Origin of the sequence: Photobacterium carnosum (genome assembly GCF_021236965.1) — a bacterium.
GTDB lineage: Bacteria > Pseudomonadota > Gammaproteobacteria > Enterobacterales > Vibrionaceae > Photobacterium > Photobacterium carnosum.
On the sequence record NZ_WMDN01000007.1, the window covers coordinates 63,720 to 89,292 of the forward strand.

Annotated in this window: 22 protein-coding genes; 16 read left to right on the forward strand and 6 right to left on the reverse strand. The window is 40.0% G+C overall.

The window, feature by feature from the left end:
- Positions 1-13: 13 nt before the first annotated feature.
- Positions 14-724, reverse strand: coding sequence for a tRNA1(Val) (adenine(37)-N6)-methyltransferase (locus GLP24_RS08820; RefSeq protein ID WP_232579099.1), 711 nt, complete (start codon positions 722-724; stop codon positions 14-16).
- 399 nt (positions 725-1,123) lie between these two features.
- Between GLP24_RS08820 and brnQ the strand changes: the two genes are divergently transcribed.
- On the forward strand, positions 1,124-2,443 hold the full coding sequence (brnQ, locus tag GLP24_RS08825) for a branched-chain amino acid transport system II carrier protein (RefSeq protein WP_232615882.1): 1,320 nt from the start codon (positions 1,124-1,126) through the stop codon (positions 2,441-2,443).
- 71 nt (positions 2,444-2,514) lie between these two features.
- Here brnQ and fldB read toward each other — a convergent pair whose 3' ends face one another.
- The gene (fldB, locus tag GLP24_RS08830) at positions 2,515-3,036 is read right to left on the reverse strand and encodes a flavodoxin FldB (RefSeq protein ID WP_101768279.1); all 522 of its coding nucleotides are present in this window, start codon (positions 3,034-3,036) and stop codon (positions 2,515-2,517) included.
- Positions 3,037-3,248: 212 nt separating this feature from the next.
- Between fldB and xerD the strand changes: the two genes are divergently transcribed.
- The 6 genes from xerD (at position 3,249) to GLP24_RS08860 (ending at position 11,262) form a co-directional block, all read left to right on the forward strand.
- Complete coding sequence (gene xerD / locus GLP24_RS08835; protein WP_232615883.1) at positions 3,249-4,145, forward strand: site-specific tyrosine recombinase XerD; 897 nt, start codon at positions 3,249-3,251, stop codon at positions 4,143-4,145.
- A gap of 159 nt (positions 4,146-4,304) precedes the next feature.
- On the forward strand, positions 4,305-5,033 hold the full coding sequence (gene dsbC, locus GLP24_RS08840; protein ID WP_232615884.1) for a bifunctional protein-disulfide isomerase/oxidoreductase DsbC: 729 nt from the start codon (positions 4,305-4,307) through the stop codon (positions 5,031-5,033).
- A gap of 122 nt (positions 5,034-5,155) precedes the next feature.
- A complete protein-coding gene (gene recJ, locus GLP24_RS08845; RefSeq protein ID WP_232579100.1) occupies positions 5,156-6,880 on the forward strand; it encodes a single-stranded-DNA-specific exonuclease RecJ in 1,725 nt (574 codons plus the stop codon).
- Between the two features lie 168 nt (positions 6,881-7,048).
- Positions 7,049-8,147, forward strand: a protein-coding gene (gene prfB / locus GLP24_RS08850) for a peptide chain release factor 2 (RefSeq protein WP_101768275.1) whose coding sequence is annotated in 2 segments (ribosomal slippage) — positions 7,049-7,123 and positions 7,125-8,147 — 1,098 coding nt in all. Because the reading frame shifts where the segments join, the coding sequence is not laid out codon by codon here.
- Between the two features lie 32 nt (positions 8,148-8,179).
- Positions 8,180-9,688 carry a lysine--tRNA ligase gene (gene lysS, locus GLP24_RS08855; RefSeq protein WP_101768274.1) on the forward strand — a complete coding sequence of 503 codons (1,509 nt, stop codon included), beginning with the start codon at positions 8,180-8,182 and terminating at the stop codon, positions 9,686-9,688.
- 230 nt (positions 9,689-9,918) lie between these two features.
- Complete coding sequence (locus tag GLP24_RS08860; RefSeq protein ID WP_232577315.1) at positions 9,919-11,262, forward strand: sigma-54-dependent transcriptional regulator; 1,344 nt, start codon at positions 9,919-9,921, stop codon at positions 11,260-11,262.
- A 23-nt stretch (positions 11,263-11,285) separates the two neighbouring features.
- On the opposite strand, the gene mutH is transcribed toward GLP24_RS08860, so the two are convergent.
- The gene (gene mutH, locus GLP24_RS08865) at positions 11,286-11,966 is read right to left on the reverse strand and encodes a DNA mismatch repair endonuclease MutH (RefSeq protein ID WP_152653724.1); all 681 of its coding nucleotides are present in this window, start codon (positions 11,964-11,966) and stop codon (positions 11,286-11,288) included.
- Between the two features lie 730 nt (positions 11,967-12,696).
- Between mutH and rppH the strand changes: the two genes are divergently transcribed.
- The 4 genes from rppH to GLP24_RS08885 all read left to right on the forward strand — a co-directional run bounded on the left by rppH (position 12,697) and on the right by GLP24_RS08885 (position 17,319).
- Positions 12,697-13,221: an RNA pyrophosphohydrolase gene (gene rppH / locus GLP24_RS08870; RefSeq protein ID WP_101768271.1), complete on the forward strand. Its 525-nt coding sequence runs from the start codon at positions 12,697-12,699 to the stop codon at positions 13,219-13,221.
- A 44-nt stretch (positions 13,222-13,265) separates the two neighbouring features.
- Positions 13,266-15,524 (forward strand): phosphoenolpyruvate--protein phosphotransferase, encoded by a 2,259-nt coding sequence (gene ptsP, locus GLP24_RS08875; protein WP_232615885.1) that lies wholly within the window; start codon positions 13,266-13,268, stop codon positions 15,522-15,524.
- 37 nt (positions 15,525-15,561) lie between these two features.
- Positions 15,562-16,365, forward strand: a complete 804-nt coding sequence (locus GLP24_RS08880) for a sulfite exporter TauE/SafE family protein (protein ID WP_101768269.1) — start codon at positions 15,562-15,564, stop codon at positions 16,363-16,365.
- A gap of 102 nt (positions 16,366-16,467) precedes the next feature.
- The gene (locus GLP24_RS08885; protein ID WP_101768268.1) at positions 16,468-17,319 is read left to right on the forward strand and encodes a thymidylate synthase; all 852 of its coding nucleotides are present in this window, start codon (positions 16,468-16,470) and stop codon (positions 17,317-17,319) included.
- Positions 17,320-17,425: 106 nt separating this feature from the next.
- Here the strand turns inward: GLP24_RS08885 and GLP24_RS08890 are convergent, their stop codons facing one another.
- Positions 17,426-18,568 (reverse strand): Na/Pi symporter, encoded by a 1,143-nt coding sequence (locus GLP24_RS08890; protein WP_101768267.1) that lies wholly within the window; start codon positions 18,566-18,568, stop codon positions 17,426-17,428.
- Positions 18,569-19,093: 525 nt separating this feature from the next.
- Between GLP24_RS08890 and nhaA the strand changes: the two genes are divergently transcribed.
- The 3 genes from nhaA to nhaR all read left to right on the forward strand — a co-directional run bounded on the left by nhaA (position 19,094) and on the right by nhaR (position 21,497).
- Positions 19,094-20,251, forward strand: coding sequence for a Na+/H+ antiporter NhaA (gene nhaA, locus GLP24_RS08895; protein WP_232575976.1), 1,158 nt, complete (start codon positions 19,094-19,096; stop codon positions 20,249-20,251).
- 1 nt (position 20,252) lies between these two features.
- On the forward strand, positions 20,253-20,495 hold the full coding sequence (locus GLP24_RS08900) for a hypothetical protein (protein WP_232575977.1): 243 nt from the start codon (positions 20,253-20,255) through the stop codon (positions 20,493-20,495).
- 117 nt (positions 20,496-20,612) lie between these two features.
- Complete coding sequence (gene nhaR, locus GLP24_RS08905; protein ID WP_101768264.1) at positions 20,613-21,497, forward strand: transcriptional activator NhaR; 885 nt, start codon at positions 20,613-20,615, stop codon at positions 21,495-21,497.
- A gap of 89 nt (positions 21,498-21,586) precedes the next feature.
- Here nhaR and GLP24_RS08910 read toward each other — a convergent pair whose 3' ends face one another.
- Both GLP24_RS08910 and rpsT read right to left on the reverse strand, forming a co-directional pair.
- Positions 21,587-22,243 (reverse strand): DUF502 domain-containing protein, encoded by a 657-nt coding sequence (locus tag GLP24_RS08910; RefSeq protein ID WP_232583811.1) that lies wholly within the window; start codon positions 22,241-22,243, stop codon positions 21,587-21,589.
- 149 nt (positions 22,244-22,392) lie between these two features.
- Complete coding sequence (gene rpsT, locus GLP24_RS08915) at positions 22,393-22,653, reverse strand: 30S ribosomal protein S20 (protein ID WP_045036056.1); 261 nt, start codon at positions 22,651-22,653, stop codon at positions 22,393-22,395.
- 207 nt (positions 22,654-22,860) lie between these two features.
- Here rpsT and murJ point away from each other — a divergent pair, with 207 nt between their 5' ends.
- Together murJ and ribF are read left to right on the forward strand one after the other, a co-directional pair.
- Entirely contained in the window at positions 22,861-24,423 is a 1,563-nt protein-coding gene (murJ, locus tag GLP24_RS08920; protein ID WP_232577313.1) for a murein biosynthesis integral membrane protein MurJ, read from the forward strand.
- Positions 24,424-24,609: 186 nt separating this feature from the next.
- Positions 24,610-25,572, forward strand: coding sequence for a bifunctional riboflavin kinase/FAD synthetase (gene ribF / locus GLP24_RS08925; RefSeq protein WP_101768327.1), 963 nt, complete (start codon positions 24,610-24,612; stop codon positions 25,570-25,572).
- Position 25,573: the final 1 nt, after the last annotated feature.

Here is a 25,573-nt window from a genome sequence, read left to right on the forward strand (position 1 = left end):
ATACTGTGACAGATTACATTTTTAAATAAAAATCTTTCGTAAGTGTAATAAAATCAGGTGAGTAAGTGTTATCAGTATGAATGCAAAGCTGTTGTTGTTTAGTAATAGAACAATTTTTAGTTAATTCGATTAATGTCCGCATTACTGGTTTTTGATCGGTGGTGCGAACATCACAGCGACGTTGGCAGTATAACCCGTAAGTGTGTGCTTGAGTGATTAACTGTTGACCTTCATAGGTGGGGAGAATAATGCTAGCACTACCGTCTAAGGTTAATAAATAGCTAATAGTTGCGAGTAATTGTTGATGACTCAAGCTATCGGTATGACGAGCAGTCGCACGATGTTGCTGTTGTGCATGTTGACCTGCATTAAAGTAGGGTGGATTACAGATAATACTATCAATTGTGGCTGGTGGTATATTTTGACACCAATGAGTAATGTCATTCTTAATACATTGCAGTCGTGATGCCCATGGTGATAATGAAAAATTAGCTGTTGCCGCTGCTGCTGCGACTGAATCTAATTCAATGGCAGTGATCGTCGTGCTTTGTGTACGTTGGGCTGCCATTAATGCTAATAATCCACTACCTGTACCAATATCAACAATATGTCCTTGTTGCGGAAGATTAGCCCATGCCCCTAATAATACGCCATCGGTACTGATTGGCATGCCGCAGCCATGATCATTGATTATAAATTGTTTAAAATTAAAGCTGCGACTCATTATTGTTTTCCTTGATTTTAGGAACGGCTATTAGGCTAATAAAATATACAGAAGCATATAAAATGCATGTTATATAATCAAACGACAATTAATGATGATCATTTTATTAATATTCTGTTTTCATCTGGGGGTGTAGTGTTATGTGTTTTTTTGTAAGTATGGTGTTTTTACTTTAGATCGGTTTTTTGTTTTGTTTTGATCTTTTTATACGGTCATTAACTCTGGTTTTTTAGGTCGAAAACTAGATTATATGGTGTTTTTAGCTACTCTATTGCTAAGGTTAGTCTTTTTAGTCATTATGCTGTAAGGCACGTAATTAATAGCAACATATAACACGTGCTACTTATTATAAAAAATGCAGACACAATATATAACCCATTAATGAGTGGAAGGTGCAGTTTGAAAAAAACGCTCAAAATAACAGATATTATCGCGCTTGGTTTTATGACCTTTGCGTTTTTCCTTGGTGCTGGCAACATTATTTTTCCACCGTTAGCAGGACAGCTAGCGGGTGATAATATGTTACCTGCAATGTCAGGCTTTTTAGTTACCGCTGTAGGCTTACCTCTTATTGGTATTATTGCTGTAGCGATGGCTGGTGGTGGCTGGAAAGGGTTAACCCGTGATTTACCATCAAAAGTAGCAACCTTAATGGCAGTGTTGATTTTTATCATCATTGGCCCTGCGTTTGCTGCTCCTCGTACAGGTCTTGTTGCCTATGAGATGGCCGTTAAACCTTTTATTACAGATGCTAGCCAAACCAGCTTAACTATTTTTTCTATTATCTTTTTTGCGGTAGCGCTGTTTTTTGCTTGGTCTCGCGGTAAGTTAATCGACATGATCGGTAAATTTTTAACACCCGCTTTATTTGTAGTATTAACGGTATTAGCTATTGCGGTTTTTGTTAATCCACAAGGAACCATTGTTGCAGCTCAAGGTGATTATGTTACTCAAGCGTTTACTACTGGTTTCCTTGAAGGCTACAACACCATGGATACCTTTGCGGCATTAATGTTTGGGATGTTAATTGTTGATGTGATTCGTGGTAAAGGGATCACTGATGATAAAACTACCTGCACTTACCTTATTTATGCAGGTTTAATTGCTGCTACAGGTTTAGCTTTTGTTTACGTGTCATTATTTTACCTTGGCGCAACTAGTTCAAGTATCGCTGCTGGTGTTGGTAATGGCGGTACTATATTAACAACGTACGTCATGGCTTTATTTGGCTCAACGGGTCAAATTATTTTATCAGCGATTGTATTACTTGCATGTTTAACCACCGCGATTGGTTTAATCAGTGCATGTGCCGATTATTTTAGTACGCTAACGTCGATGTCTTATAAAAAATGGGCAGTATTATTAGCGGTAGTGTGTGCGATTGTGGCAAATGTTGGTCTGAATATGCTAATTGCATTATCAGTGCCAGTATTATTCGCGTTGTATCCTGTTGCTATTGCATTAGTGGTATTAACCTTGATTCGTAAATGGCTACCTAATCCATGTTTAGCATACCGTGTGGTGTTATTAGTCTCATTTGCTTTTAGCATGATTGATGTTGCTAAGTACCTAAAATTTGATGTGTCATTGTTTAGTTCATTACCATTATTTAATTATGGTATGGCGTGGGTTTTACCAACGCTAATTGCATTAATTATTACTCGTTTCGTTGGCGGTAATCAGCCGAATGATGATGATAAAAATAGTGTTAAAATATAATAGTTGTTTGATTTGATAAATTAAAAAAGGGATGCGCTGGCATCCCTTTTCTATAAATAGAATAATATCAATTATAATAGTTGAGCATATTCAAGCATGATTTGTTCACACCACTTCTCAATACGAGCATCACTTAATTCATATTGGCTGTCTTCATCTAACGCTAGACCAACAAAAAATGCTTTATCTGCTGTTAATGCTTTTGATGCTTGAAATTGATAGCTGTCATCGTTAGGCCAATAACCAATAAATTGGACCCCAGTTGCACTAAGCTGATCATGCAGCATACCCATCGCATCTAAAAACCATTCGGTATAACCTTCTTGATCACCTAAACCAAATAATGCCACTGTTTTTTGCTGTAATTGTAAGCCATCAAGTTGTTGCCATACTGCTTCCCAATCTTCTTGGATTTCACCAAAGTCCCAAGTTGAAATGCCTAAAATTAACATGTCATAGTGGTTCATTTCAGCTAATGGTGTATGTTTGATATTGTGTAATTCAATAATATCAGCGCCAAGACATTCACGAATTTTTTCTGCCGCCATTTCGGTATAACAGGTGGTTGAGCCATAAAACAAACCAATTTTCATGCTGTGTATCCTCTATTTTTATTTTTAATCGAAGTGTACTCGGTATTGATCGGTGAGCTCAAGGTTAGCGTGGCCTTGCAAGCCATAACATTAGGCTTAATAAATGGATAACGAGGTTACTTTTAAGGTTAAATATCCTATCATGCGCTGAATACTGTGTTTTTATCCATATATTTAAACCGTCTTATGACACAGCTTATGACGAGGTAAAAATGGTAACCGACGATGTTATTATTGAACGCTTTCTTGATGCAATGTGGATGGAGCGAGGATTATCTGATAATACTCTCGCCTCTTATCGTAATGATTTAAAAAAACTACAAAAATGGATGCAACAACAAGCGATTGTTGTCTCTGATGCTTCAGTTGATGATTTACAACGTTATCAATTATGGTTATTTGACCAAAACTATAAGCAAACATCACGCGCTCGCATGGTGTCGGCAATTCGACGTTTATTTCAATATTTGTATCGCGAAAAAGTACGGATTGATGATCCTAGTGCAATGCTAGTCACCCCGAAGCTACCTAAACGGCTGCCCAAAGATCTTAGTGAAGCGCAAGTTGATGCGTTATTAGAATCACCGAATGTGAATGATCCACTTGAACTTCGTGATAAAGCGATGTTGGAATTGTTGTATGCCACTGGGTTGCGTGTTACTGAATTAGTCACATTAACCATGGATAAAGTTAGTTTGCGCCAAGGTGTGGTGAGAGTGACGGGTAAAGGTGATAAAGAACGCTTAGTGCCAATGGGCGAAAATGCAGTTGATTGGATCGAGCAGTTTATTGAAAGTGGACGGCCGGTACTATTAGGTGAGAAAAGTTCGGATGTGTTGTTTCCAAGTCGACGTGCACGTCAAATGACGCGCCAAACATTCTGGCATCGAATTAAATATTATGCGGTATTGGCAGGCATTGATGCTGATTCATTATCACCCCATGTGATGCGTCATGCTTTCGCTACCCATTTGCTTAATTACGGAGCTGATTTACGTGTGGTACAAATGTTGCTGGGCCATAGTGATCTCTCTACGACTCAGATTTATACTCATGTCGCCACCGAAAGATTGAAACAATTGCACCAAATCCATCATCCTCGCGCATAATTATGAGACGTTGCTGGCTAAAACTAGCGATAATATTTGTATTTAGGAATACTTCATTTATGCTGCGCGGATAAAAATAATAGCGTAATTGAAACTATATCGTCGAAATCTCGGTCTGTTTTATATCGAGATTGTCATCATTTTAAAAGGGATAACAAGATGCATTTTATTCGTCGCACCGTGCTAGCCACTACTATTGCACTGACTGCTTTTTCTGCGGTAGCCAAGCCTGATGTAACGGCTATTACCAAGCAATTGTCAACCATTGGTTTAACACCAAGTTCAATTACTGCATCGCCAATGGCGGGTATAAATGAAGTGGTGACTGAACGTGGTGTTATTTATACCTCTGATGATGGCCAATATTTTTTAGCGGATCATTTGTACCAAAATACGGGTGCTGAGCCGGTGAACTTAACTGAGCAAAAAATGGCGCAGTTAAATAAAGCTAAATTAGCGGGTATGGATAAAGACATGATTGTTTATCCTGCTAAAAATGAAAAGTATGTGGTGACCGTGTTTACCGATACCAGCTGTGGTTACTGCCGTAAATTGCATAATGAAATGCAAGGCTATAACGATGCGGGCATTACAGTACGTTACTTAGCTTTCCCTCGTGGTGGTGAGCGTTCAAGTAATTTTAATCAAATGAGTGCAATTTGGGGAGCCAAAGATCGTGTTAAAGCAATGCATGATGCGAAGAGCGGCACTTTTGATGAATCAAAAATTACCCCGCGTCCTGATTTAGTGATGGAGCAATATCAGTTAGGTGTTGCGATGGGGGTTAATGGTACGCCAGCGATAGTGCTAGAAGATGGCACTATGATCCCAGGTTATCAACCGCCAGCGGCGTTACTGCAATTATTGGATAGCAAAGCGAAAAGCTAATCACGACCATTTATCAACATCGGTCATCGTGTATAAAAGCCTGATATTATTATCAGGCTTTTTTGTTGGCGGTGATTTGGTTAAGATGAAAAGATAATCATTCCACAAAAGAAGCCGTTATTATGATAGAAATTAAGCGTCGTCCTGTTGTCGATCCTCAATGCTTCTCGAATGAGATCCCTGCTATTTTACAACGTATTTATGCGAGCCGTGGTATCACTAATGATGCTGAACTTGAACGCGGCGCGAAAGGATTACTTAATTATAATCAGCTTTATGGTATGGCTGATGCGGTGGCGTTATTAGTTACGGCACTTACCAACAATACCCGTATTATTATTGTGGGCGATTTTGATGCCGATGGTGCTACCAGTTCTGCGCTATCAGTACTGGCATTGAAAATGTTGGGTTGTCGTAATGTAGATTACTTAGTGCCGAATCGATTTGATGATGGTTATGGTTTAAGCCCTGAAGTGGCACAACAAGCCATTGATCGTGGTGCAGAACTTATCATGACGGTCGATAACGGTGTCTCGTCTATTGATGGTGTTGCAGCCGCAAAAGCGCAAGGGGTGCAAGTGCTGGTGACCGATCATCACTTGCCCGGGGATTGTTTACCTGCCGCCGATGCGATGGTCAATCCTAACCTTGATCAATGTGGTTTTCCCTCTAAAGCATTATGTGGTGTAGGGGTCGCGTTTTATTTAATGCTAGCCTTACGAGCAGAATTGCGTAATAACGGTTGGTTTGAACAACAAGCATTGGCTGTGCCTAATTTAGCGGAGTTACTTGATTTAGTCGCGCTTGGTACGGTTGCGGATGTGGTGGCCTTAGACGGTAATAATCGTATTCTTGTTCATCAAGGGTTACAGCGTATTCGTGCTGGTAAGTGTCGTCCAGGCATTCAAGCTTTAATTGAAGTCGCCAATCGCGATCCTGCTCGATTAGTCGCGAGCGATCTTGGCTTTGCTTTAGGTCCTCGAATTAATGCCGCTGGGCGGTTAGATGATATGTCGTTTGGGGTGGAATTGTTGTTATGTGACAATATTCAAGCGGCGCGTCGTATGGCAACAGAGCTTGATGCACTTAACCAAACCCGCAAAGAAATAGAACAAGGGATGAAAGAAGAAGGTCTCGCTATTTGTGAGCGATTGCAGTTTAACCACCAAGATATGCCTTATGGATTAGTGCTGTTTCAGCGTGATTGGCACCAAGGGGTGATCGGTATTTTAGCCTCGCGGATCAAAGATAAATATCATCGTCCTGTGATTGCTTTTGCTGATGCAGGTAAGGGTGAAATTAAAGGATCGTGTCGTTCTATTGTGGGATTACACATGCGCGATGTGTTAGATGTGGTTGATACGCAGCACCCAGGAATGATTTTAAAATTTGGTGGCCACGCGATGGCGGCCGGACTGACAATCCCTGAATCTCAGCTTGATGCTTTTAGCACTGCGTTTGATGTCGCAGTACGTAAAGTGTTAGATGAAGATGCATTACAAGGTGTATTACTCAGTGATGGTGAATTACAACCCCATGAACTAACGCTTGAGACCGCTGAAATATTACGTGCTGGTGGGCCATGGGGACAACAATTTCCTGAGCCGACGTTTGATGGTACGTTTCGATTATTGCACCAAAAGCTGGTCGCAGGAAAACATCTTAAAATGATGGTTGAGCCTTTAGCTGGGGGAAGTGTGATTGATGCGATAGCATTTAATGTTGATCTTAAGTGTTGGCCCGATGCTTCAGTGCAGCAAATCGAATTGGTGTATCGCCTCGATATAAATGAATTTCGAGGTAATCGCAGTGTGCAATTGATGGTTGAACATTTAGCAGCAAAATAAGTTTAGTTCAGTTTGAGAAAGGGTTGTGATGATGATCTTGGCGTTGACAGCCTAGATTGTCACCATATTTGGATTAATTTTCTGATAACCTTTCTCTCCCTCTGTATATTCTATCTACAATTCGATAGAATCTTGCGGTTATATCTATTTCGGTAATGAAGCGTGGCGATGTTCGAAATTAATCCTATTAAAAACCGACTTGAGGATGTGTCAGCACGTACTGACATCCTTAGGGGGTACCTTTGACTATGATGCTAAAAAAGAGCGTCTAGAAGAGGTAAATGCAGAACTAGAGCAACCAGGTGTATGGAATGAACCTGAACGCGCTCAAGCGTTGGGTAAAGAACGTGCAGGATTGGAAGCAGTAGTCGAAACCATTGATATATTAGACCAAGGCGTTGAAGATGTCGCTGGCCTACTTGAGTTAGCGGTTGAAGAAGACGATCAAGAAACCTTTGATGAGATTGAACCTGAGTTAGCTGAGCTTGAAGCTAAGTTAGCTAAGTTAGAATTTCGTCGTATGTTTGCTGGCGATCATGATAGTTCTGATTGCTACCTTGACCTTCAATCGGGTTCTGGTGGTACTGAAGCACAAGATTGGACATCAATGATGCTCCGCATGTATTTGCGTTGGGCGGATGCCAAAGGCTTTAAGAGCGAAATCATTGAAATTTCTGCTGGCGATGTTGCGGGTCTTAAATCTGTTACAGTCCGTATTAGCGGTGAGTATGCTTATGGCTGGTTACGTACCGAAACAGGTGTTCACCGTTTAGTACGTAAATCACCGTTTGACTCAGGCGGCCGTCGTCATACTTCGTTCGGGTCAGCATTTGTGTATCCAGAAATTGATGACAATATTGTTATTGATATCAATCCTTCTGATTTACGTATTGACGTATACCGCGCATCAGGTGCGGGTGGTCAACACGTAAACACCACTGAATCTGCGGTACGTATTACACACTTACCAACAAATCTTGTTGTACAGTGCCAGAACGATCGTTCTCAGCATAAGAATAAAGATCAAGCAATGAAGCAATTAAAAGCGAAATTGTTTGAGTATGAAATGCAAAAGAAAAACGCTGAAAAGCAAGCCAGTGAAGACACTAAATCAGACATTGGTTGGGGCAGTCAAATCCGTTCTTATGTATTGGATGACTCCCGCATAAAAGATTTACGTACTGGGGTGGAGAATCGAAACACCCAAGCAGTATTGGACGGTGATTTAGACCGTTTTATTGAAGCTAGCTTGAAATCAGGTCTTTAACCGAATTTCAGTAAAATATTAAGGTATACCCCATGACTGACCAAATACAAGATGAAAATAAACTGATTGCTGAGCGTCGTGCTAAATTAGACATGATCCGCAAAAACTGCAAAGCAAATGGCCATCCAAATGATTTTCGTCGTGATAGTTTAGCGGCTGATTTGGAAGCAAAACACGGTGAAATGACCAAGGAAGAGCTTGAAGAAGCCGGTCATGTTTATGCAATCGCTGGTCGTATTATGGCTAAGCGTGGTCCTTTCCTTGCAATTCAAGATGTGTCTGGCCGTATTCAGGCTTATGCATCTAAAGATGTTCAGAAAGAGCTAAAAGAAAAATATTCTGGCCTTGATATCGGTGACATCATCGGTGTTAAAGGGACGTTACACAAATCGGGTAAAGGCGATCTTTACATCGAAATGAATAACTACGAGTTGCTAACTAAAGCACTGCGTCCATTACCAGAGAAATTCCATGGTCTTACTGACCAAGAAATGCGTTACCGTCAACGTTATGTTGATCTGATTGTAAATGAAGATTCTCGTCGTGCATTTATCATTCGTTCAAAAGTAGTTTCAGCGATCCGTAATTTCATGGTAACTAAAAACTTCATGGAAGTTGAAACACCAATGATGCACGTGATCCCTGGTGGTGCAACAGCACGTCCATTTATCACTCACCATAATGCATTAGACATCGACATGTACTTACGTGTTGCGCCTGAGCTTTACCTTAAGCGTTTAGTGGTTGGTGGTTTTGAGCGTGTGTTTGAAATTAACCGTAACTTCCGTAACGAAGGTCTATCTCCACGTCATAACCCAGAATTCACTATGATGGAATTCTACATGGCGTATGCTGATTACCATGATTTGATGGATCTTACTGAAGAAATGTTAAGCAGCGTTGCGATTGACGTTCTAGGCTCTTCAAAAATGCCTTACGGTGAGTTTGAAGTTGAATTTGCAGGTCCGTACGCACGTATCAGCATGTTAGATGCAATCAAGCAATACAACCCAGAGCACGCAGAAATCCAAGCATTAACTTACGAAGGCGTTGCTGATCGTGAGCTAATGGTTAAGATTGCAAAATCTGTACATGTTGAGGTTGAAAGCTTCTGGACATGTGGTCAGCTACTAGAAGAGATCTTTGGCGAAACGGCTGAAACTCAACTAATGCAACCTACATTTATCACTGAATACCCTGCAGATATCTCACCACTTGCTCGTCGTAACGATGAAAATCCATTCATTACTGACCGTTTTGAATTCTTCATTGGTGGCCGTGAAGTAGCAAATGGTTTCTCTGAGCTTAACGATGCTCAAGACCAAGACCAACGCTTTAAAGCACAAGTTAGTGCTAAAGATGCGGGTGATGATGAAGCTATGTACTATGACGCAGACTACATTACTGCGCTAGAGCATGGTTTACCACCAACAGCAGGTCAAGGTATTGGTATTGACCGTTTAGTAATGTTATTTACTAACACACACACCATTCGTGACGTTATTTTGTTCCCGGCAATGCGCCCACAACTAAATAATTAATCGAACGGTTATAAAATAGCCATCGCTAATGCGGTGGCTTTTTTTTGTCTCGAAAAAAAGGGTCAAAAAAGCGACAAATCTAGTTTTTTTGACAATAACATTAATAACATCAATATATTATATTAGCTAAATCATATTATACTAAACAAGTTGCATTTGTTCGTATATTATTAATAAAACAGTTGTTAAATGTCACTAAATATATAATTGCTTTATTAATGGAGGGGTGAATGACAATCGGGACGGTAAAAAAACCTAAGGTAGTTATCTCTAATAACTTAGTTGTTTTTGGTGGTAGTAATCAAAATTGGCTGCCCGCAATAGAAAGTGCAGGTTGGTTATGTCATCGTTGTTATGATTTACGGACGGCAGAAACATTATTATTAGAAATTGGCCCTTGTATCGGTGTGGTCGATCTTAGCCATGATGATTTTAGTATTCATAGTTTTTCGGTAATGGTAAATCGTAATAAACAAGTACGTTGGATTGCGATTGTACGTGATGAGCAACTTGTTAATGAAGCAATAGGTCAATTTATTGTTAACTTTTGTCTTGATTATTTTTCGGTTCCTATTCCACCCGAGCAATTACTGCAAACAATAGGCCATCAGATTGGAATGCTTAATTTAGAGCGTCAAGTGTGGCCACAACTAGGTAATTTTGGTCAACAAGGTTTGCAAGGTTCAACTGCAGTCATGAAAAAATTGCGTGATCAAGTTAAGCGAATTGCATTAAGTGATGTTTCAGTTGTTATCAGTGGTGAAATAGGCACGGGGAAAATATTAGTGGCGGATGCTATTTTTAAAGCATCAGCACGTGCTAAGCAACAGGTAATACGGGTTAATTGTGAAACCATGACAGCTGATTGGATGATTGATACCGATAATGGTACGCAAAGTATTTTTGAAGCTGCGAATAATGGTGTATTAGTACTAGAAGAATTTACATTACTAACAGATGCTTGCCAGCAATCTCTGTACCAAGTGTTAGCGGATGGGCGTTATTGTGATACTGATGGTAATACTCTTTCTGTTGATATGCGTGTTATCTCTTTAACCCATCATTCGCCTGAGCATCTGGTGACATTAACAACGTTACGACGTGAGTTATATTTCCGCTTAAATGTGATTTCTATCACCGTCCCCCCGTTGCGTGAGCGTAGTAATGATATTATTTTTTTAGCTGAATTTTTATTATTAAAATATGCCCGCCAATATAATAGCGTTGCCAAATATTTATCAGAACAAGCGCAATCGATGTTATTGCAGTATCCATGGCCTGGCAATGTGCAAGAGCTAATTTGTCAAATTAAACGGGCAGTACTTCTTGCTGAAAATAAATGTATTGAAGCGGATCAATTAGATATTCCACGTTTGATTGATGATAAATTAAGTTTGAAAAAAGTACGTGAAGAATCTGAACGTAATGCATTATTGACGGTGTTAGAGAATAATAAAGGTCAAATATCAGCGGCTGCACGTGAATTGGGTGTCTCACGGGCAACAATGTATCGGTTATTAAATAAGCATGAGTTAATTCCACCATCTCGTTGTTTTCGTCAAAGTCATGCATGATTAATTGGATGGTTTTTTTATGACTAAATAAAGTGTCGTTGCAACAATTGCGAGGTAAATTGTTTTTTTAAGTAGAAACCACGCGGTAAGGTTTTAATTGGCTGACCATTGGCACCATAAGCTTCAGTGAGTACTTTACTGTTCGCGGCTTTTGGACGTAATTGCAGCACTTCACCATGACGTGCAGTGATAGTTTCTACTTGCCCTAATACTATCATATCCATTAATTCTTCCCAGTCTTGCTGTAATTGTGCCTCTTCTTTGGCACTGGGACTCCAGAGTAACGCTGAACCAACATGGCGATCTTCAAGCGGAATATCTCGTTCTCCTTCTACGGGTACCCATAATACTCGCGCCAGTTTTTGCCTGATATGACTACTGTGCCATTGTAAGCCTTGAACTCCAATCAACGGGGCGACACAAACAAATGTTGTTTCTAGTGGTTTTCCCTGATAGCTGATCGGTATAGTTTTGAGTTCAATGCCAAGCTCAATAAAATCGGGAATGGGTTTACTACCCGCTGTCGCGCCTAGGTGCCATTCTAATAATTGACCAACCCAACCTTTATCGCGCTTAAGATCGGGAGGGGGAATGATGCCAGCTATTGCGGCTAACTCACCTAATGTCATACCTGCTAATTGGTGAGCTCGATAGAGTAATTCTGCTTCTGTTTTTGGTGTTGGTTGCGTGGTTTTTATGTTCATAATAGGTCGTAATAGTAAGTTATATCGAATATTTAACCGTAGAGAATATTATCATATTCAAATGATATCGTGTGTAAGGATCGATGTTGATCGCTATTGGTGAGCCGTGATTAAGATTGATCTTTTTTACTTTTTTGAATGAGATTACATTTGTGATGATTTAATAATCGTTAATTTATCGTTGTTATTTAAGGCTAATACTAGAATAAAAAGATATCCACAGCTTTTTTTTTGAAAATATTTTATTTTAATATTACTGGATGCATATACAGTATTTTGTTGTAAAATCAACCGTTGTGATGTTATGTTAATCTATATTGTGGTGGTAATATTACGGGGAAAGCCATTATTGATTGATATTTAATCGATCGTTTTTTAGTGATGTGAAAGTTGTCTTTATTTTAATTTATTATAGTGCGTTTTTTGTTGTATGCTTATGTTTTAAAATAAAAAAAATAAATTTATCGTGGTTGGTGTTATTGGTTTTTGATACGTTGTTTATTGCTTAAAACGGTTTTTTTTAGGTTTCTGCACAAATCTATCCACAGAAAGAGTGAATAAATGTGGGATATGTCTCATTTGATTGCCTGTAAAGTAGTCTGTGTGCAAAGTTATCCATAATACCGTTTAAATTAGGTAAAACGCATCGATATTGATGAATGTTTGTTTACCGATCACGTCTACTATGAAAAAATCACTATTAATAGATATTTATACTTGAGGTCGTCCAGTGATTGATGGCGATGGATACCGCCCTAATGTAGGGATCGTTATCTGCAATGGCCATGGGCAGGTATTTTGGGCTCGACGATATGGACAACATTCTTGGCAATTTCCGCAAGGTGGCATTGATGAAGGTGAAACCCCTGAACAAGCTATGTACCGTGAATTGTATGAAGAAGTAGGATTAACCAAAAAAGATGTCAGGATTATTGCGTCAAGCCGTCATTGGTTACGTTATAAATTACCTAAACGTCTTGTGCGGTGGGATTCAAAACCTGTCTGTATCGGTCAAAAGCAAAAATGGTTTTTGCTGAGTTTGGAATGCGATGAGTCCAAGGTCAATATGCAGCGTAGTGTAACACCTGAGTTTGATGGTTGGCGTTGGGTAAGTTATTGGTACCCAGTAAGGCAAGTAGTCTCTTTTAAGCGTGACGTATATCGTCGAGCATTGAAGGAGTTTGCCGCTGTTGCTATGCCATTTAAAGAATGGAAAGAACGTAAATTTAAGCGCATTAAAAATAAGCGCAGCTAGCAAATAGAGGTTATTGGCTCACAGGGAACAATTAAAGGCTCGTTATGCTGACAAAGCTAAGAGAAATTGTTGACAAGGTTGTCAGCGCTCACTCATTGATCGATGCATTGGATCAATTGGTATCAAATACTACTCAGGTAATGAAAACCGATTGTTGTTCGGTGTACATTGCTGATCATCAGCGTCAGATTTATACCTTAATGGCAACACAAGGGTTGAATAAATCTCGGCGACGTATCAGTTTGCGCTTTAATCAAGGGTTAGTCGGGTTAGTGGGTCAACGAGCCGAGCCATTAAATGTTGCCGATGCTCGAGTACACCCTCATTTTAAACACCTTCCAGGAATCGGAGAGGAATCTTTTCGATCCTTTTTTGGTACTCCTATTATTCATCAACGCCAAGTCCTCGGCGTTATCGTTGTCCAGCAACGCGAACAACGTGAATTTACGGAAAGTGAAGAATCTTTTTTAGTTACGCTAGCTGCTCAGTTGGCGGGCATTCTAGCGCACGCTAAAGCACAAGGAATGTGGTTTGAGAAAGGTAATCGGCTTCATTTAACTGGGTCTGCGGCATCAAGTGGGGTCGCGATTGCAAAAGCGTGGTGGGATGATACCCAACCTTTATTAGAGCATGTTGCGCCAGCATCATGTTTGAATATCAATGCAGAGCAAGAACGGTTAACAATAGCAATAGATTCAGCGGGTAAAGAATTTCGGCGATTGCGAAAACGGTTTGATAGTGACTTACAAAAAGAAACCCTCGCTATTTTTGATTTATTTAGCCATTTACTGAATGATCCGTTACTACGTACTGATCTTAAAGCACATATTGATGATGGTGATCAAGCAGAGTGGGCAGTGCGACAAGTGGTTGAAACGTATTCTAATCGCTTTGCCAACATGAAAGATCTTTACCTTAAAGAGCGTGCGCGTGATATACGGGAGTTAGGGCAACGGCTGTTGTATTTTTTATGTGATGATAAGCCTAATGAACAGCAATGGGATGAACCGATTGTCTTGTTAACTCGAGAGTTAACTGCTGCGATGATTGCCACTGTGCCCGCAGGAAAACTGGCTGCGGTGGTTGCACAAGACGGTGCGGCTAACTCTCACGCCGCTATTTTATCGCGAGCATTAGGTATTCCTACCATTATGGGCGTAGATTTTACGCCGCATACGGTGCATAACAATCTGGTTGTCGTTGATGGCTATCGTGGTGATTTATTAGTTAATCCGAATCGTCATGTATTAGCGGAATATCGACGTTTACTGCGTGAAGATGATGAGCTTGAAAAGATCGTCGAGTGTGATCAACAACACCGTGCAGTGACCAAGGATCAACAACGAATTATGGTACATATTAATGCCGGATTAAGCGCTGATTCACATTTTGCGTTAAATAAGGGCATTGATGGTGTTGGTCTTTATCGTACTGAAGTCCCCTTTTTACTCCAACGTAGTTTTCCTTCAGAAGAAGAACAAATTAACCAATACCGCACTATTTTACATACTTATCCCGATCAACCTGTAGTGATGCGAACATTAGATATTGGTGGCGATAAACCCCTACCTTATTTGTCGATCGAAGAAGATAACCCTTTTCTTGGTTGGCGAGGGATTCGGTTTACGCTTGATCATCCTGAAATATTTATGATTCAAGTACGTGCGATGCTACGTGCAAGTATTGGCTTGAATAATATGGATATTTTATTACCGATGATCTCGGGGATTAATGAGCTCGATGATGCCAAAGCCATTATTGAGCGGGCGTATACTGATGTGGCTCAAACCGCACTAGCCGCTGGGCAACAATTACATAAACCACGCCTTGGGATCATGATTGAAGTGCCGTCAATGTTATATCAACTCCATGCTTTAGTCGGACGGGTAGATTTTATCTCTGTTGGTAGTAATGATTTAATCCAATATTTATTAGCCGTTGATCGTAATAATGCGCGGGTTGCGAATGTTTATGATGCATTGCATCCGGCTGTTTTACATGCGTTAAAGCACATTGTTGATAGTGCTAAAAAATACCAATTACCCGTGTGTGTGTGTGGAGAATTAGCTGGTGATCCTGTCGGTGCTTTGTTGCTCGTTGGGATGGGGTATCGGTCGTTAAGCATGAACGCGCGTAATGTCGCTAAAATTAAATATATTTTACGTCATATTGATAGCGTGGATATGACATCATTAGCCACTCAAGCACTGCACGTCGATATTGCTGATGATGTACGTAAGTTAACGACTCGGTTTATTGAACAACATCAGCTCGGCGGTTTTATTCGTGCAGGTAATAAATAATGGTGGTTTATTGTGAAAGAAATAATGGGTAATTATCATGCATGAAAGTGTCATGTGGCTGTTTTCAATGTGCTTAATTTTAGGCTCAGTAGTGGGTTTATTAGCTGGATTACTTGGAATCGGCGGTGGTTTATTAGTTGTGCCTACTTTGGTGTGGTTGTTACCCCAAGTGGGTATTGAGCCATCAATGTTAATGCATATTGCGTTAGCGACTTCGTTAGCTAGTATCGTTATGACGGCAATGGCTTCTGCTCGTAATCATTTTAGATTGGGTAATGTTGATTTATCCGTGGTTAAAGTGCTAGCTCCCGGGATTATTATTGGTGGACTCAGTGGCAGTGTGGTGGCTGAATTAGTACCTGCGCAATATTTACCCAAAGTGTTTGCGGTAATTGTGTTGTTATTAGCATTACAAATGATGTTATCACTACGCGTTACGCATTCTCGACCATTGCCTAGTGCATTGGCATCCGCTGTTGGTGGTGGTGTGATTGGATTATTATCAAGTTTAGCGGGTATTGGCGGTGGCTCATTAACGGTACCGTATTTGAGTTATTTTGGTGTTGAAATGCGTCGAGCAATTGGTTCGGCATCGTTAGTCGGGTTTCTGATTGCTATTTCAGGCATGATTGGCTTTATTTTTGCGGGGGTGGGTAGCGCGAATTTACCTGCTTATAGTGTGGGTTATGTTTATTTACCTGCATTAGTGGGTATTGCTGCGACCTCAATGATCACCACTCGCTATGGGGCTGCATTGGTGACGCGTTTACCTACCGCGACGCTTAAAAAGCTGTTTGCGGTACTACTACTTATTATCAGTCTTAAAATGTTCTTGAGTTGATATCGACTAGATTTAAGTGGGCTATCTTCTGATAGAATTAAGAGTAACGACTTTTAGACGCCTAGCTTTTGCTGGGCGTCATTAATTTAACGGGTAGGACAAATGAAACAGTACTTGGCGTTGTGTCAGCGGATCGTTGATGACGGTGTGTGGATTGAAAATGAACGAACTGGCAAACGTTGCCTGACAGTGATTAATGCTGATTTAACCTATGATGTTGCTAATAATCAGTTTCCTTTAATTACTACCCGTAAAAGTTTTTGGAAAGCTGCGATTGCGGAATTGTTAGGTTACCTACGTGGGTACGACAATGCCGCTCAGTTTCGTGCTATTGGCTGTAATACGTGGAATGCCAATGCCAATGATAACCAAGCATGGCTTAATAATCCGTACCGTAAAGGCGAAGATGATATGGGGCGCGTTTATGGCGTTCAAGGTCGTCGCTGGCAAAAAGCCGATGGTACAGTTATCGATCAACTAAAAAAGATTGTTGATGATTTAACCAAAGGTATTGATGATCGTGGTGAAATTCTGACGTTTTATAATCCAGGCGAGTTTGATATGGGTTGTTTACGTCCATGTATGCACACTCATACGTTTTCACTATTAGGGGATACTTTGTATCTCACCAGTGCTCAACGTTCTTGTGATGTGCCATTAGGGCTTAATTTCAACCAAGTACAAGTGTTTACCTTGTTAGCGTTAATGGCGCAAATTACGGGTAACAAACCCGGTCAGGCTTACCATAAAATTATTAATGCCCATATTTACGAAGATCAATTGCCATTAATGCGTGATGAGCAATTAACGCGTACGCCATTTGCATCGCCTCAATTGATTATTAATCCTAAGATCACCTCATTAGAAGATTTAGAAACATGGGTAACCTTAGATGATTTTGAAGTGGTTGGTTATGAGCATCACGCGCCAATCCAATACCCATTCTCGGTATAACAATTACCTAGTGTGATCAGTAAATAAGAGATAACAAAAAGCCCCGCACAATTGCTTGTGTGGGGCTTTTTATTTCACTGCGCTTTTATTTAACGAAGCGTAGCGATTAAGCTGTAAACGCTAGGATTGAACCAGGGATAGCAATGAATACTAGGCCAAGGTAACCCGCAACAGCAGCTTTATTCTTCGTTGCTAAATCGCTAAGGAAGAACGCGCACTTAAGTGGAATTTCACGTAAGAACGGTACGCCGTAAATCAATACTGTCGCTAACACGTTAAAGCAGAAGTGCACCAGTGCAATCTGTAGTGCAAACACGGCATGATCACCTGATACTGCGGTTGCTGCTAGTAGTGCAGTGATACAAGTACCGATGTTTGCGCCTAATGTAAATGGATAAACCTCACGTACGGTTAATACACCTGTACCCACTAGCGGTACCATCAAACTTGTTGTTGTTGATGATGACTGTACTAGAATCGTTACTGCTGTACCTGATGCAATACCATGTAATGGACCACGACCGATAGCACTCTTTAGAATATCACGAGCACGACCAACCATTAGGCCTCGCATGAGTCGACCCATTAAAGTGATCGAGATGAAAATCAGTGCAATGCCTAATCCAATGAGTATAAAACCCCCGTTTTGTCCGAGTGTTTCTAGTGGTCCTTTTACTAATTCAATGGCTGGTTGTGTTAACGGCTTCATGAAATCCATGCCGTTCATGCTCATATTACCCGCCTTTAAGAATGGCGAGACTAACCAACCTGATAATTTATCAAGGATACCAAACATCATTTCTAATGGTAGGAAAATGGCAACAGCTAATAAGTTAAAGAAGTCATGCACTGTTGCACTTGCAAACGCACGACGGAATTCTTCTTTACAACGAGCATGACCTAAACTGACTAAAGTATTGGTCAGTGTTGTACCAATATTCGCACCCATTACCATTGGGATTGCAGTTTCTACAGGTAAACCACCTGCCACAAGACCCACGATAATTGAGGTAACGGTACTTGATGATTGAATCAGTGCCGTTGCGATAAGACCAACCATTAAGCCTGCAACAGGGTGAGATGCAAATTCAAATAATGTTTTTGCTTGCTCGCCGACAGACCATTTAAAACCGCCGCTGACCATAGATACAGCAACGAGTAACAAATATAGCATGAACGCTAGGGTGCCCCAGCGGACCCAACGCATAGAGCTGAACTTCGATGCAGCAGTAGTGGCTTGGGTTGTCATAATCATTTCTCCATGACAGGAATATGTCGTTTGGGTGTCATTTTGTTGAAATCTGCGTGAATAGTAGTTTGGTTATATTTCAGAAATATTACACTGAGTGTCATAAATGGATATTTGTTTGGGGTTTGTCAGGGAAATGAGAGGGCAACCGATTAAATTATACAATGTCAGGTTGCATTAATACGCTCTAGTAGATTGTTTCTAATTGGTTTTTAATAGTTTTGTGTGTTTTTTGTTTTTAGCGTTAAAAATTATAAAAATATGCTTATTAAAAGTAAAGTTTTGCGATTTATTTTATTTTTAGTATAAATATAATGAATGACGATAAATAAATAGTGCGGATATAGTAGCGCTATAACTATAACTCTTCGGTTTTACCGAGTATTTATATCCATACAAACGATTTTTCAGTTTGTAAGTTTGACGTTTACACTAAATTTAATTGAGACGACTAAGTATTTAGCTAACCTACAAGTTAGGGGTGCTTGGATCGCGTGAATAATATAGTTAAAGGAGTAACGGTTAATGACCGATGCTATTCGTAAATTTCTTAAATTAGAATCAGCTGGCGGTATTATTCTTATTATCGCAGCATTAATTGCAATGGTTATTGCTAACTCTCCATTGGCATCGTTATATACCGATACGCTACATAGCTATATCGGCGGATTATCAGTCTCGCATTGGATCAATGATGGCTTAATGGCAATTTTCTTTTTCTTAATTGGACTAGAAGTTAAGCGCGAACTTATTGAAGGTGCACTTAATACCAAAGAAAAAGCTATCTTCCCTGCGATTGCTGCTGTTGGCGGCATGATTGCTCCAGCGCTAATTTATACCGCCTTTAATTATGGCGATCCGATGGCCGTTAAAGGTTGGGCGATTCCAGCCGCAACAGATATTGCTTTTGCATTAGGTGTTATGGCGCTATTGGGTAACCGTGTACCAGTAAGCTTAAAAGTTTTCTTATTAGCATTGGCTATTATTGATGACTTAGGCGTGATTGTGATCATCGCTTTATTTTATAGCTCAGATTTATCAACACTTGCGTTAGCCGTGGCATTTATCTCGACAGCGACATTGGTCGTTATGAATCTGAAGAACATCACTAGTATTCCATTATACTTAATTGTTGGTGCTATTTTGTGGTTCAGCGTACTGCAATCAGGCGTTCATGCAACATTAGCGGGTGTGGTGTTAGGTTTTGCAGTGCCATTAGCGGGTAAAAATGGTCGGACAGATACTCATTCACCCCTTAAAACGATTGAACATGCATTACATCCTTATGTTGCATTCTTAATCTTGCCATTATTTGCATTTGCTAATGCGGGTATTTCATTAACTGGCGTATCACTGGCCAGTTTATCGTCAATGTTACCTGTTGGTATTGCTGCTGGATTATTTATTGGTAAGCCTGTTGGTATCTTTACAGCCTGTTTTCTTGCAGTTAAAACAGGTGTTGCAAAACTACCTGATGGGATTAACTTTAAACATATTTTTGCCGTATCGGTGTTATGTGGTATTGGTTTTACAATGTCGATTTTCATCTCATCACTGGCGTTTGTTGGTGCTGATGAAAGCTTTGCGACTTACTCTCGACTTGGAATCTTATTGGGTTCTACTGTCGCCGCGATTGTCGGTTACATCATGTTAAGTAAAACATTACCTAAATCAGAGGTGTAATATGAAAACGTTGTTAGTTGTTATCGCATGTTTATTTTCGCCGTTTAGTCTTGCCTCGGTTAATTCCCAAGCATGTATTAATGATGATAGTTCTGAAGTATGCCAAGCATATTTACAAGGTATTAACGATGCTAAAGAAACAACCGTTGATACTACGACAGTACAAGAAAGCTCATTTCGTCAACGTGCGTTAGAACAACGTGGTGGCGAACGAGTGCGAAACTTAGAACGACTGCAACGTTAATTACAGCTTAAAGACGATCTTGATTTGATTTTACTATAAATTATATCGTCAAACATTGAACAGCCCAGTGGCACAGCGTAAGCTTTGTCGTTGGGTTTTTTTATTTAAATAGCGGCAATGTCTCACTTAAATTATAACCATCTTTATTATTTTTGGATGGTCTGCAAGCAAGGCTCAGTAACGAAAGCGGCTGATGCATTATTTCTGACTCCGCAAACAGTGACGGGGCAGATTCGATCATTAGAAGATCGTCTTAAAGGTAAGTTAACTAAACGTGTTGGCCGTAATATTGAACCAACAGAGCTTGGTCAATTAGTGTTTAAATATGCGGATAAGATGTTTGATTTAAGCTATCAAATGCTCGACCGTATTAATTATACTCAGCGAGATAACCAATTATTTGAAGTTGGGGTTGCTGATGCGTTGTCAAAACGGTTAGTGAGCCAAGTGTTGTTAGAGGGTATTCCTAGCGATCAACGGATCCAATTAAGCTGTTTTGAATCGACCCATGAAATGTTGTTAGAGCAACTATCACAACATAAATTGGATATGATCTTATCTGACTGTTCAGTTAGCTCAACTCAAAATCCCGGTATATACAGTAAAAAGCTGGGTGAATCTGCAATGAGTTTTTTCTGCACTGATGATTTATCTGATGCTGATTTTCCTGCTTGTATTGAAGATTATAAGCTATTGGTACCCAGTCGACGTTCTGCAATGGGACGCAAATTGCATCAATGGTTTGATCAGCAGGGCATTACGCCAAATATATTAGGTGAATTTGATGATGCGGCGTTAATGAAGGCTTTTGCTTGTTATCATAAGTCGATGTTTATCGCGCCATCTATTTATGCGGATGAGCTCACCAGTAATAGTCGTATTTATGAAGTTAAACGAGTGACGGATATTTGTGATGAATATTTTGTTATTTTTGCTGAACGAATGATCATGCACCCTGCTGTGAAACGTATTTGTGCAGCTGATTTTAGTACATTGTTTTAATATTTATCACTTATCAACGCCTTATACATTTTCAACTGGAAAGAATAATAATAAGGCGTTAATCGTTGTTTCTATATATTACAGCTCAGTTATTTTTGTTCGTTTGTAGCGTGATCTGTTGTTTGCTTCTCTTTCTCTTTCTCTTTCTCTTTCTCTTTCTCTTCTTTATCTTTGGCTGAAACTGAAATGCCTGCGGTTAAGTTATAACGCATTGCATCTTCAAATGACCAATCAACAATGGTTAAGTCTTCACGTTTTACCAGTGTTGTAATGCCTGCTATTTGATAGCTAAGTGGAAATAGTACCGGAACCCAATCTCCGTCTGGTAATGCGTTTGATAGTGGCTCTGGAGTTTCGTTAGCCATAATAAAGCCAACGATGTAAGTATTATTAGCTTGATGCACTAGCACAGTTTGCTGATTTTTATTTTTATTGTCACTACTCATTAGTGAGGCAATATCATTAATACTGCTATAAACCGTCTTAAAAAACGGAAATCGCATCAACTGACGAATAACAAAATCATAGAGCCATGCGATAGGACTAACAGAAAAAAGTAACCCAGCAACAAACAATAAGATCAGAATGAGTAAAAAACCAGCACCTTTAAAGAGTTCGGTAATGTGAACTAAACCAAATAAAAAATTACCGACTTCATCTAATGACTCAAAAAGTGACCAGAATAACCAAATACTTAATACTAGCGGCAGGACATTGAACAAGCCGCGTAACAGCGTTTTTTTCATTTTATGCTCGAAGATGTAAAATAAAGTCAGTTATAAAATCAGCAATATTCAATATTGAAATGCTAGTTTTATAGGCAATGGGCAATGAATAGACATAAAAAAACCGACCCTAAGGTCGGTTTTTTTTAATCTAGACTCATTAATTAAAATTAAAGAGCTTTGATTTTCGCTGTTAGACGAGCTTTATGACGTGCAGCTTTGTTCTTATGGATCAGGCCTTTAGTAGCCATGCGATCTAGAACAGGTTGCATTTCAGCGTAAGCTAGTGTTGCAGCTTCTTTATTACCAGCTTCAATAGCGATAATTACTTTCTTGAAGAAAGTGCGCATCATAGAACGACGGCTAGCGTTATGCTGACGACGTTTTTCTGAAGTTAGTGCACGTTTCTTAGCAGATTTGATATTTGCCAAGGGTGTAACTCCCAAATCTTGGTATGGTGACAATTTAAGGCCGAGGACTATGCCCTTAATCTTAATCATTGTCAAATGATTCGTGCAAATAACCGCCATACCAATCTAGTTGGCACTTGCGGATTAACACGGTTAATATGGCGACAGATTTTACCAGTATTTCGATTCAGAAGTCACCTTTCTGAACATCTTTTATGAGGTTTTTTTGTGAGTAAGCGTCTTTTACGCTCTGGAATGGTAGTTAGTGCCATGACTTTAGTGTCTCGAGTGCTAGGTTTAGTGCGCGATGTGGTAGTTGCTAACCTAATGGGAGCAGGGGCTGCGGCCGATGTTTTTTTCTTTGCCAACAAAATTCCCAACTTTTTACGTCGCCTTTTTGCAGAAGGCGCTTTTTCACAAGCCTTTGTACCAGTTTTAACTGAATACCATGCTGCAGGTGATGTTGATCAAACTCGATTATTGATTGCGCGTGCCGCAGGTACGTTAGGTGGTATTGTCACCATCGTGACATTATTGGGTGTTTTAGGTTCTGGTGTCGTAACAGCATTATTTGGTTTTGGTTGGTTTTGGGATTGGATGCATAACATTTCACCCGGCGCTGAAAAATTCGAATTAGCCAGTTTGTTACTTAAAATCACTTTTCCCTATTTGTGGTTTGTCACCTTTGTGGCGTTATCTGGTGCAATTTTAAATACGCTCGGTAAGTTTGCCATTTCATCGTTTACACCAGTGTTTCTTAATGTTGCCATTATTGGGTGTGCGGTGTTTATTGCACCTCACTTGGCTAAACCTGAAATTGGTCTAGCGCTTGGGGTATTTATCGGTGGTTTAGTGCAGTTTTGTTTTCAACTGCCATTTTTATATCGAGAAGGGTATTTAGTTCGTCCACAATGGGGCTGGAATGACCCTGGCGTGACGAAGATACGTAAACTGATGCTACCGGCTCTGTTTGGTGTTTCAGTGACTCAAATTAACTTATTGCTCGATACGTTGATTGCGAGTTTCTTGATGACGGGTTCAATCAGTTGGTTATATTATTCTGATCGCTTATTAGAATTCCCATTAGGACTGTTTGGTATTGCGATTGCGACGGTGATCTTGCCTGCTTTGTCGCGTAAACATGTTGATAAATCACCTCAACAATTCGCAGATACCATGGATTGGGGTGTGCGAATGGTGTTGATCTTGGGTATTCCTGCGATGCTCGGTATGATCACCCTAGCCAAACCGATGTTGATGGTGATGTTCATGCGTGGTGAATTTGACCTGTACGATGTTAACCAAACGGCTATGTCGTTATGGGTGGTATCAGCAGGTCTGTTGAACTATATGTTGATTAAAATTTTTGCGCCGGGTTATTACGCTCGTCAAGATACTAAAACGCCGGTGAAAATTGGTATTATTGCCATGGTCAGTAATATGGTCTTCAACGGTATCTTTGCTCCTTTTTATGGCTATGTCGGTTTATCGATTGCAAGTGTATTATCAGCCTTTCTTAATGCTGCGTTGCTATACCGAGGTTTGCATAAAGAAAATATTTACCGTGTCAGTCGTCAGACATTATTGTTTGTGTTGCGATTAGTCATTGCTGGTGTGGTGATGGTGAGTGGTTTATTGTGGTTTAGTCCTACAACTGATCAATGGTTAGCTTTTCATTTGCTTGAACGTATCACGTGGCTCTTTGGTTTAATTTTAGGTGGTAGTGGTATTTACCTGTTATGTGCAATTATTTTAGGTGTTCGCCCGCGTCATCTGCGTGCAGATAGCTGATTGAAACCGCCGAGTAGTATATAATTCACCAGCTTTACGCTAAAAAGACATTTTCAGCCGTAATGGTGGTGGATGAGTTACCGCAGTTATTAATTTTTTTGGCTGTTATTAATCATCATATAAACAAGTGATCTGATTGTAGGATGAGCGAATAGCCTTATGAGTACTGACATAGTTAAATTACCTATGGAATTAATTCGAGGTATACCCAATATTCAGCCACACCATCATGGTTGCGTGCTGACAATTGGCAATTTTGATGGCGTCCATTTAGGCCATCAAACATTGCTTAAGCAGGTGATTACTAAAGCGCATTCAATGGGATTAGCCGCCACGGTAATGACGTTTGAACCGCAACCGCAAGAGCTTTTTGCAGGTAATAAAGCACCAGCTCGATTGACCCGTTTTCGCGAGAAATATGTAGAATTAAAAAAAGTCGGTATTGATCGATTATTGTGTGTTAATTTTAATCATCATTTTGCAGCCATGACTGCTGAATATTTCGTCGAATGCTTGTTGGTAAAGCAATTGGGTGTTAAATTTCTGGTTATTGGTGATGACTTTCGTTTTGGTCAAGAGCGACGTGGTAATTTTGCGATGCTGGTGGCTGCTGGTAAGAAATATGGATTTGAAGTAATAAGTACGGCAAGTTTTTGTGTTTCTGAGCAGCGAGTAAGCAGTACTGCAATTCGTCACGCCTTAGCGAATAATGAATTGGATCAAGTAGAACAAATGCTTGGTCGGCCATATAGTATTTGTGGTCGAGTCTCACACGGAAGAAAATTAGGCCGTACTATCGGTTTTCCAACCGCTAATATCCCATTAAAACGACGTATAGCACCTGTTGCAGGCGTTTATGCGGTAGAGGTATTAGGTATTACTGCTGCACCTATTGCGGGTGTTGCTAATGTTGGTCACCGACCTACAGTACAAGGTGTACGACAACAACTTGAAGTACATCTATTTGATTATCAAGCGGATCTTTATGGTCGTCAGCTTGAAGTCGTGTTGCGCCATAAATTGCGTGACGAAAAAAAATTTGAATCATTCGATGCGCTAAAATTACAAATCGAACGAGATGCTCAAACAGCACGGGTGTGGCTGTCTGAGCGTAATAATGTCCAACTTCGCCCAAGTAACGGAATCTAGA

Coding starts and splice junctions, on each gene's coding strand:
- GLP24_RS08820 (WP_232579099.1), bottom strand. CDS start 724: ATGAGTCGCAGCTTTAATTTTAAACAATTTATAATCAATGATCATGGC.
- fldB (WP_101768279.1), bottom strand. CDS start 3,036: ATGAAAATTGGTTTGTTTTATGGCTCAACCACCTGTTATACCGAAATG.
- xerD (WP_232615883.1), top strand. CDS start 3,249: ATGGTAACCGACGATGTTATTATTGAACGCTTTCTTGATGCAATGTGG.
- dsbC (WP_232615884.1), top strand. CDS start 4,305: ATGCATTTTATTCGTCGCACCGTGCTAGCCACTACTATTGCACTGACT.
- recJ (WP_232579100.1), top strand. CDS start 5,156: ATGATAGAAATTAAGCGTCGTCCTGTTGTCGATCCTCAATGCTTCTCG.
- lysS (WP_101768274.1), top strand. CDS start 8,180: ATGACTGACCAAATACAAGATGAAAATAAACTGATTGCTGAGCGTCGT.
- GLP24_RS08860 (WP_232577315.1), top strand. CDS start 9,919: ATGACAATCGGGACGGTAAAAAAACCTAAGGTAGTTATCTCTAATAAC.
- mutH (WP_152653724.1), bottom strand. CDS start 11,966: ATGAACATAAAAACCACGCAACCAACACCAAAAACAGAAGCAGAATTA.
- ptsP (WP_232615885.1), top strand. CDS start 13,266: ATGCTGACAAAGCTAAGAGAAATTGTTGACAAGGTTGTCAGCGCTCAC.
- GLP24_RS08880 (WP_101768269.1), top strand. CDS start 15,562: ATGCATGAAAGTGTCATGTGGCTGTTTTCAATGTGCTTAATTTTAGGC.
- GLP24_RS08885 (WP_101768268.1), top strand. CDS start 16,468: ATGAAACAGTACTTGGCGTTGTGTCAGCGGATCGTTGATGACGGTGTG.
- GLP24_RS08890 (WP_101768267.1), bottom strand. CDS start 18,568: ATGACAACCCAAGCCACTACTGCTGCATCGAAGTTCAGCTCTATGCGT.
- nhaA (WP_232575976.1), top strand. CDS start 19,094: ATGACCGATGCTATTCGTAAATTTCTTAAATTAGAATCAGCTGGCGGT.
- GLP24_RS08900 (WP_232575977.1), top strand. CDS start 20,253: ATGAAAACGTTGTTAGTTGTTATCGCATGTTTATTTTCGCCGTTTAGT.
- nhaR (WP_101768264.1), top strand. CDS start 20,613: ATGTCTCACTTAAATTATAACCATCTTTATTATTTTTGGATGGTCTGC.
- GLP24_RS08910 (WP_232583811.1), bottom strand. CDS start 22,243: ATGAAAAAAACGCTGTTACGCGGCTTGTTCAATGTCCTGCCGCTAGTA.
- ribF (WP_101768327.1), top strand. CDS start 24,610: ATGGAATTAATTCGAGGTATACCCAATATTCAGCCACACCATCATGGT.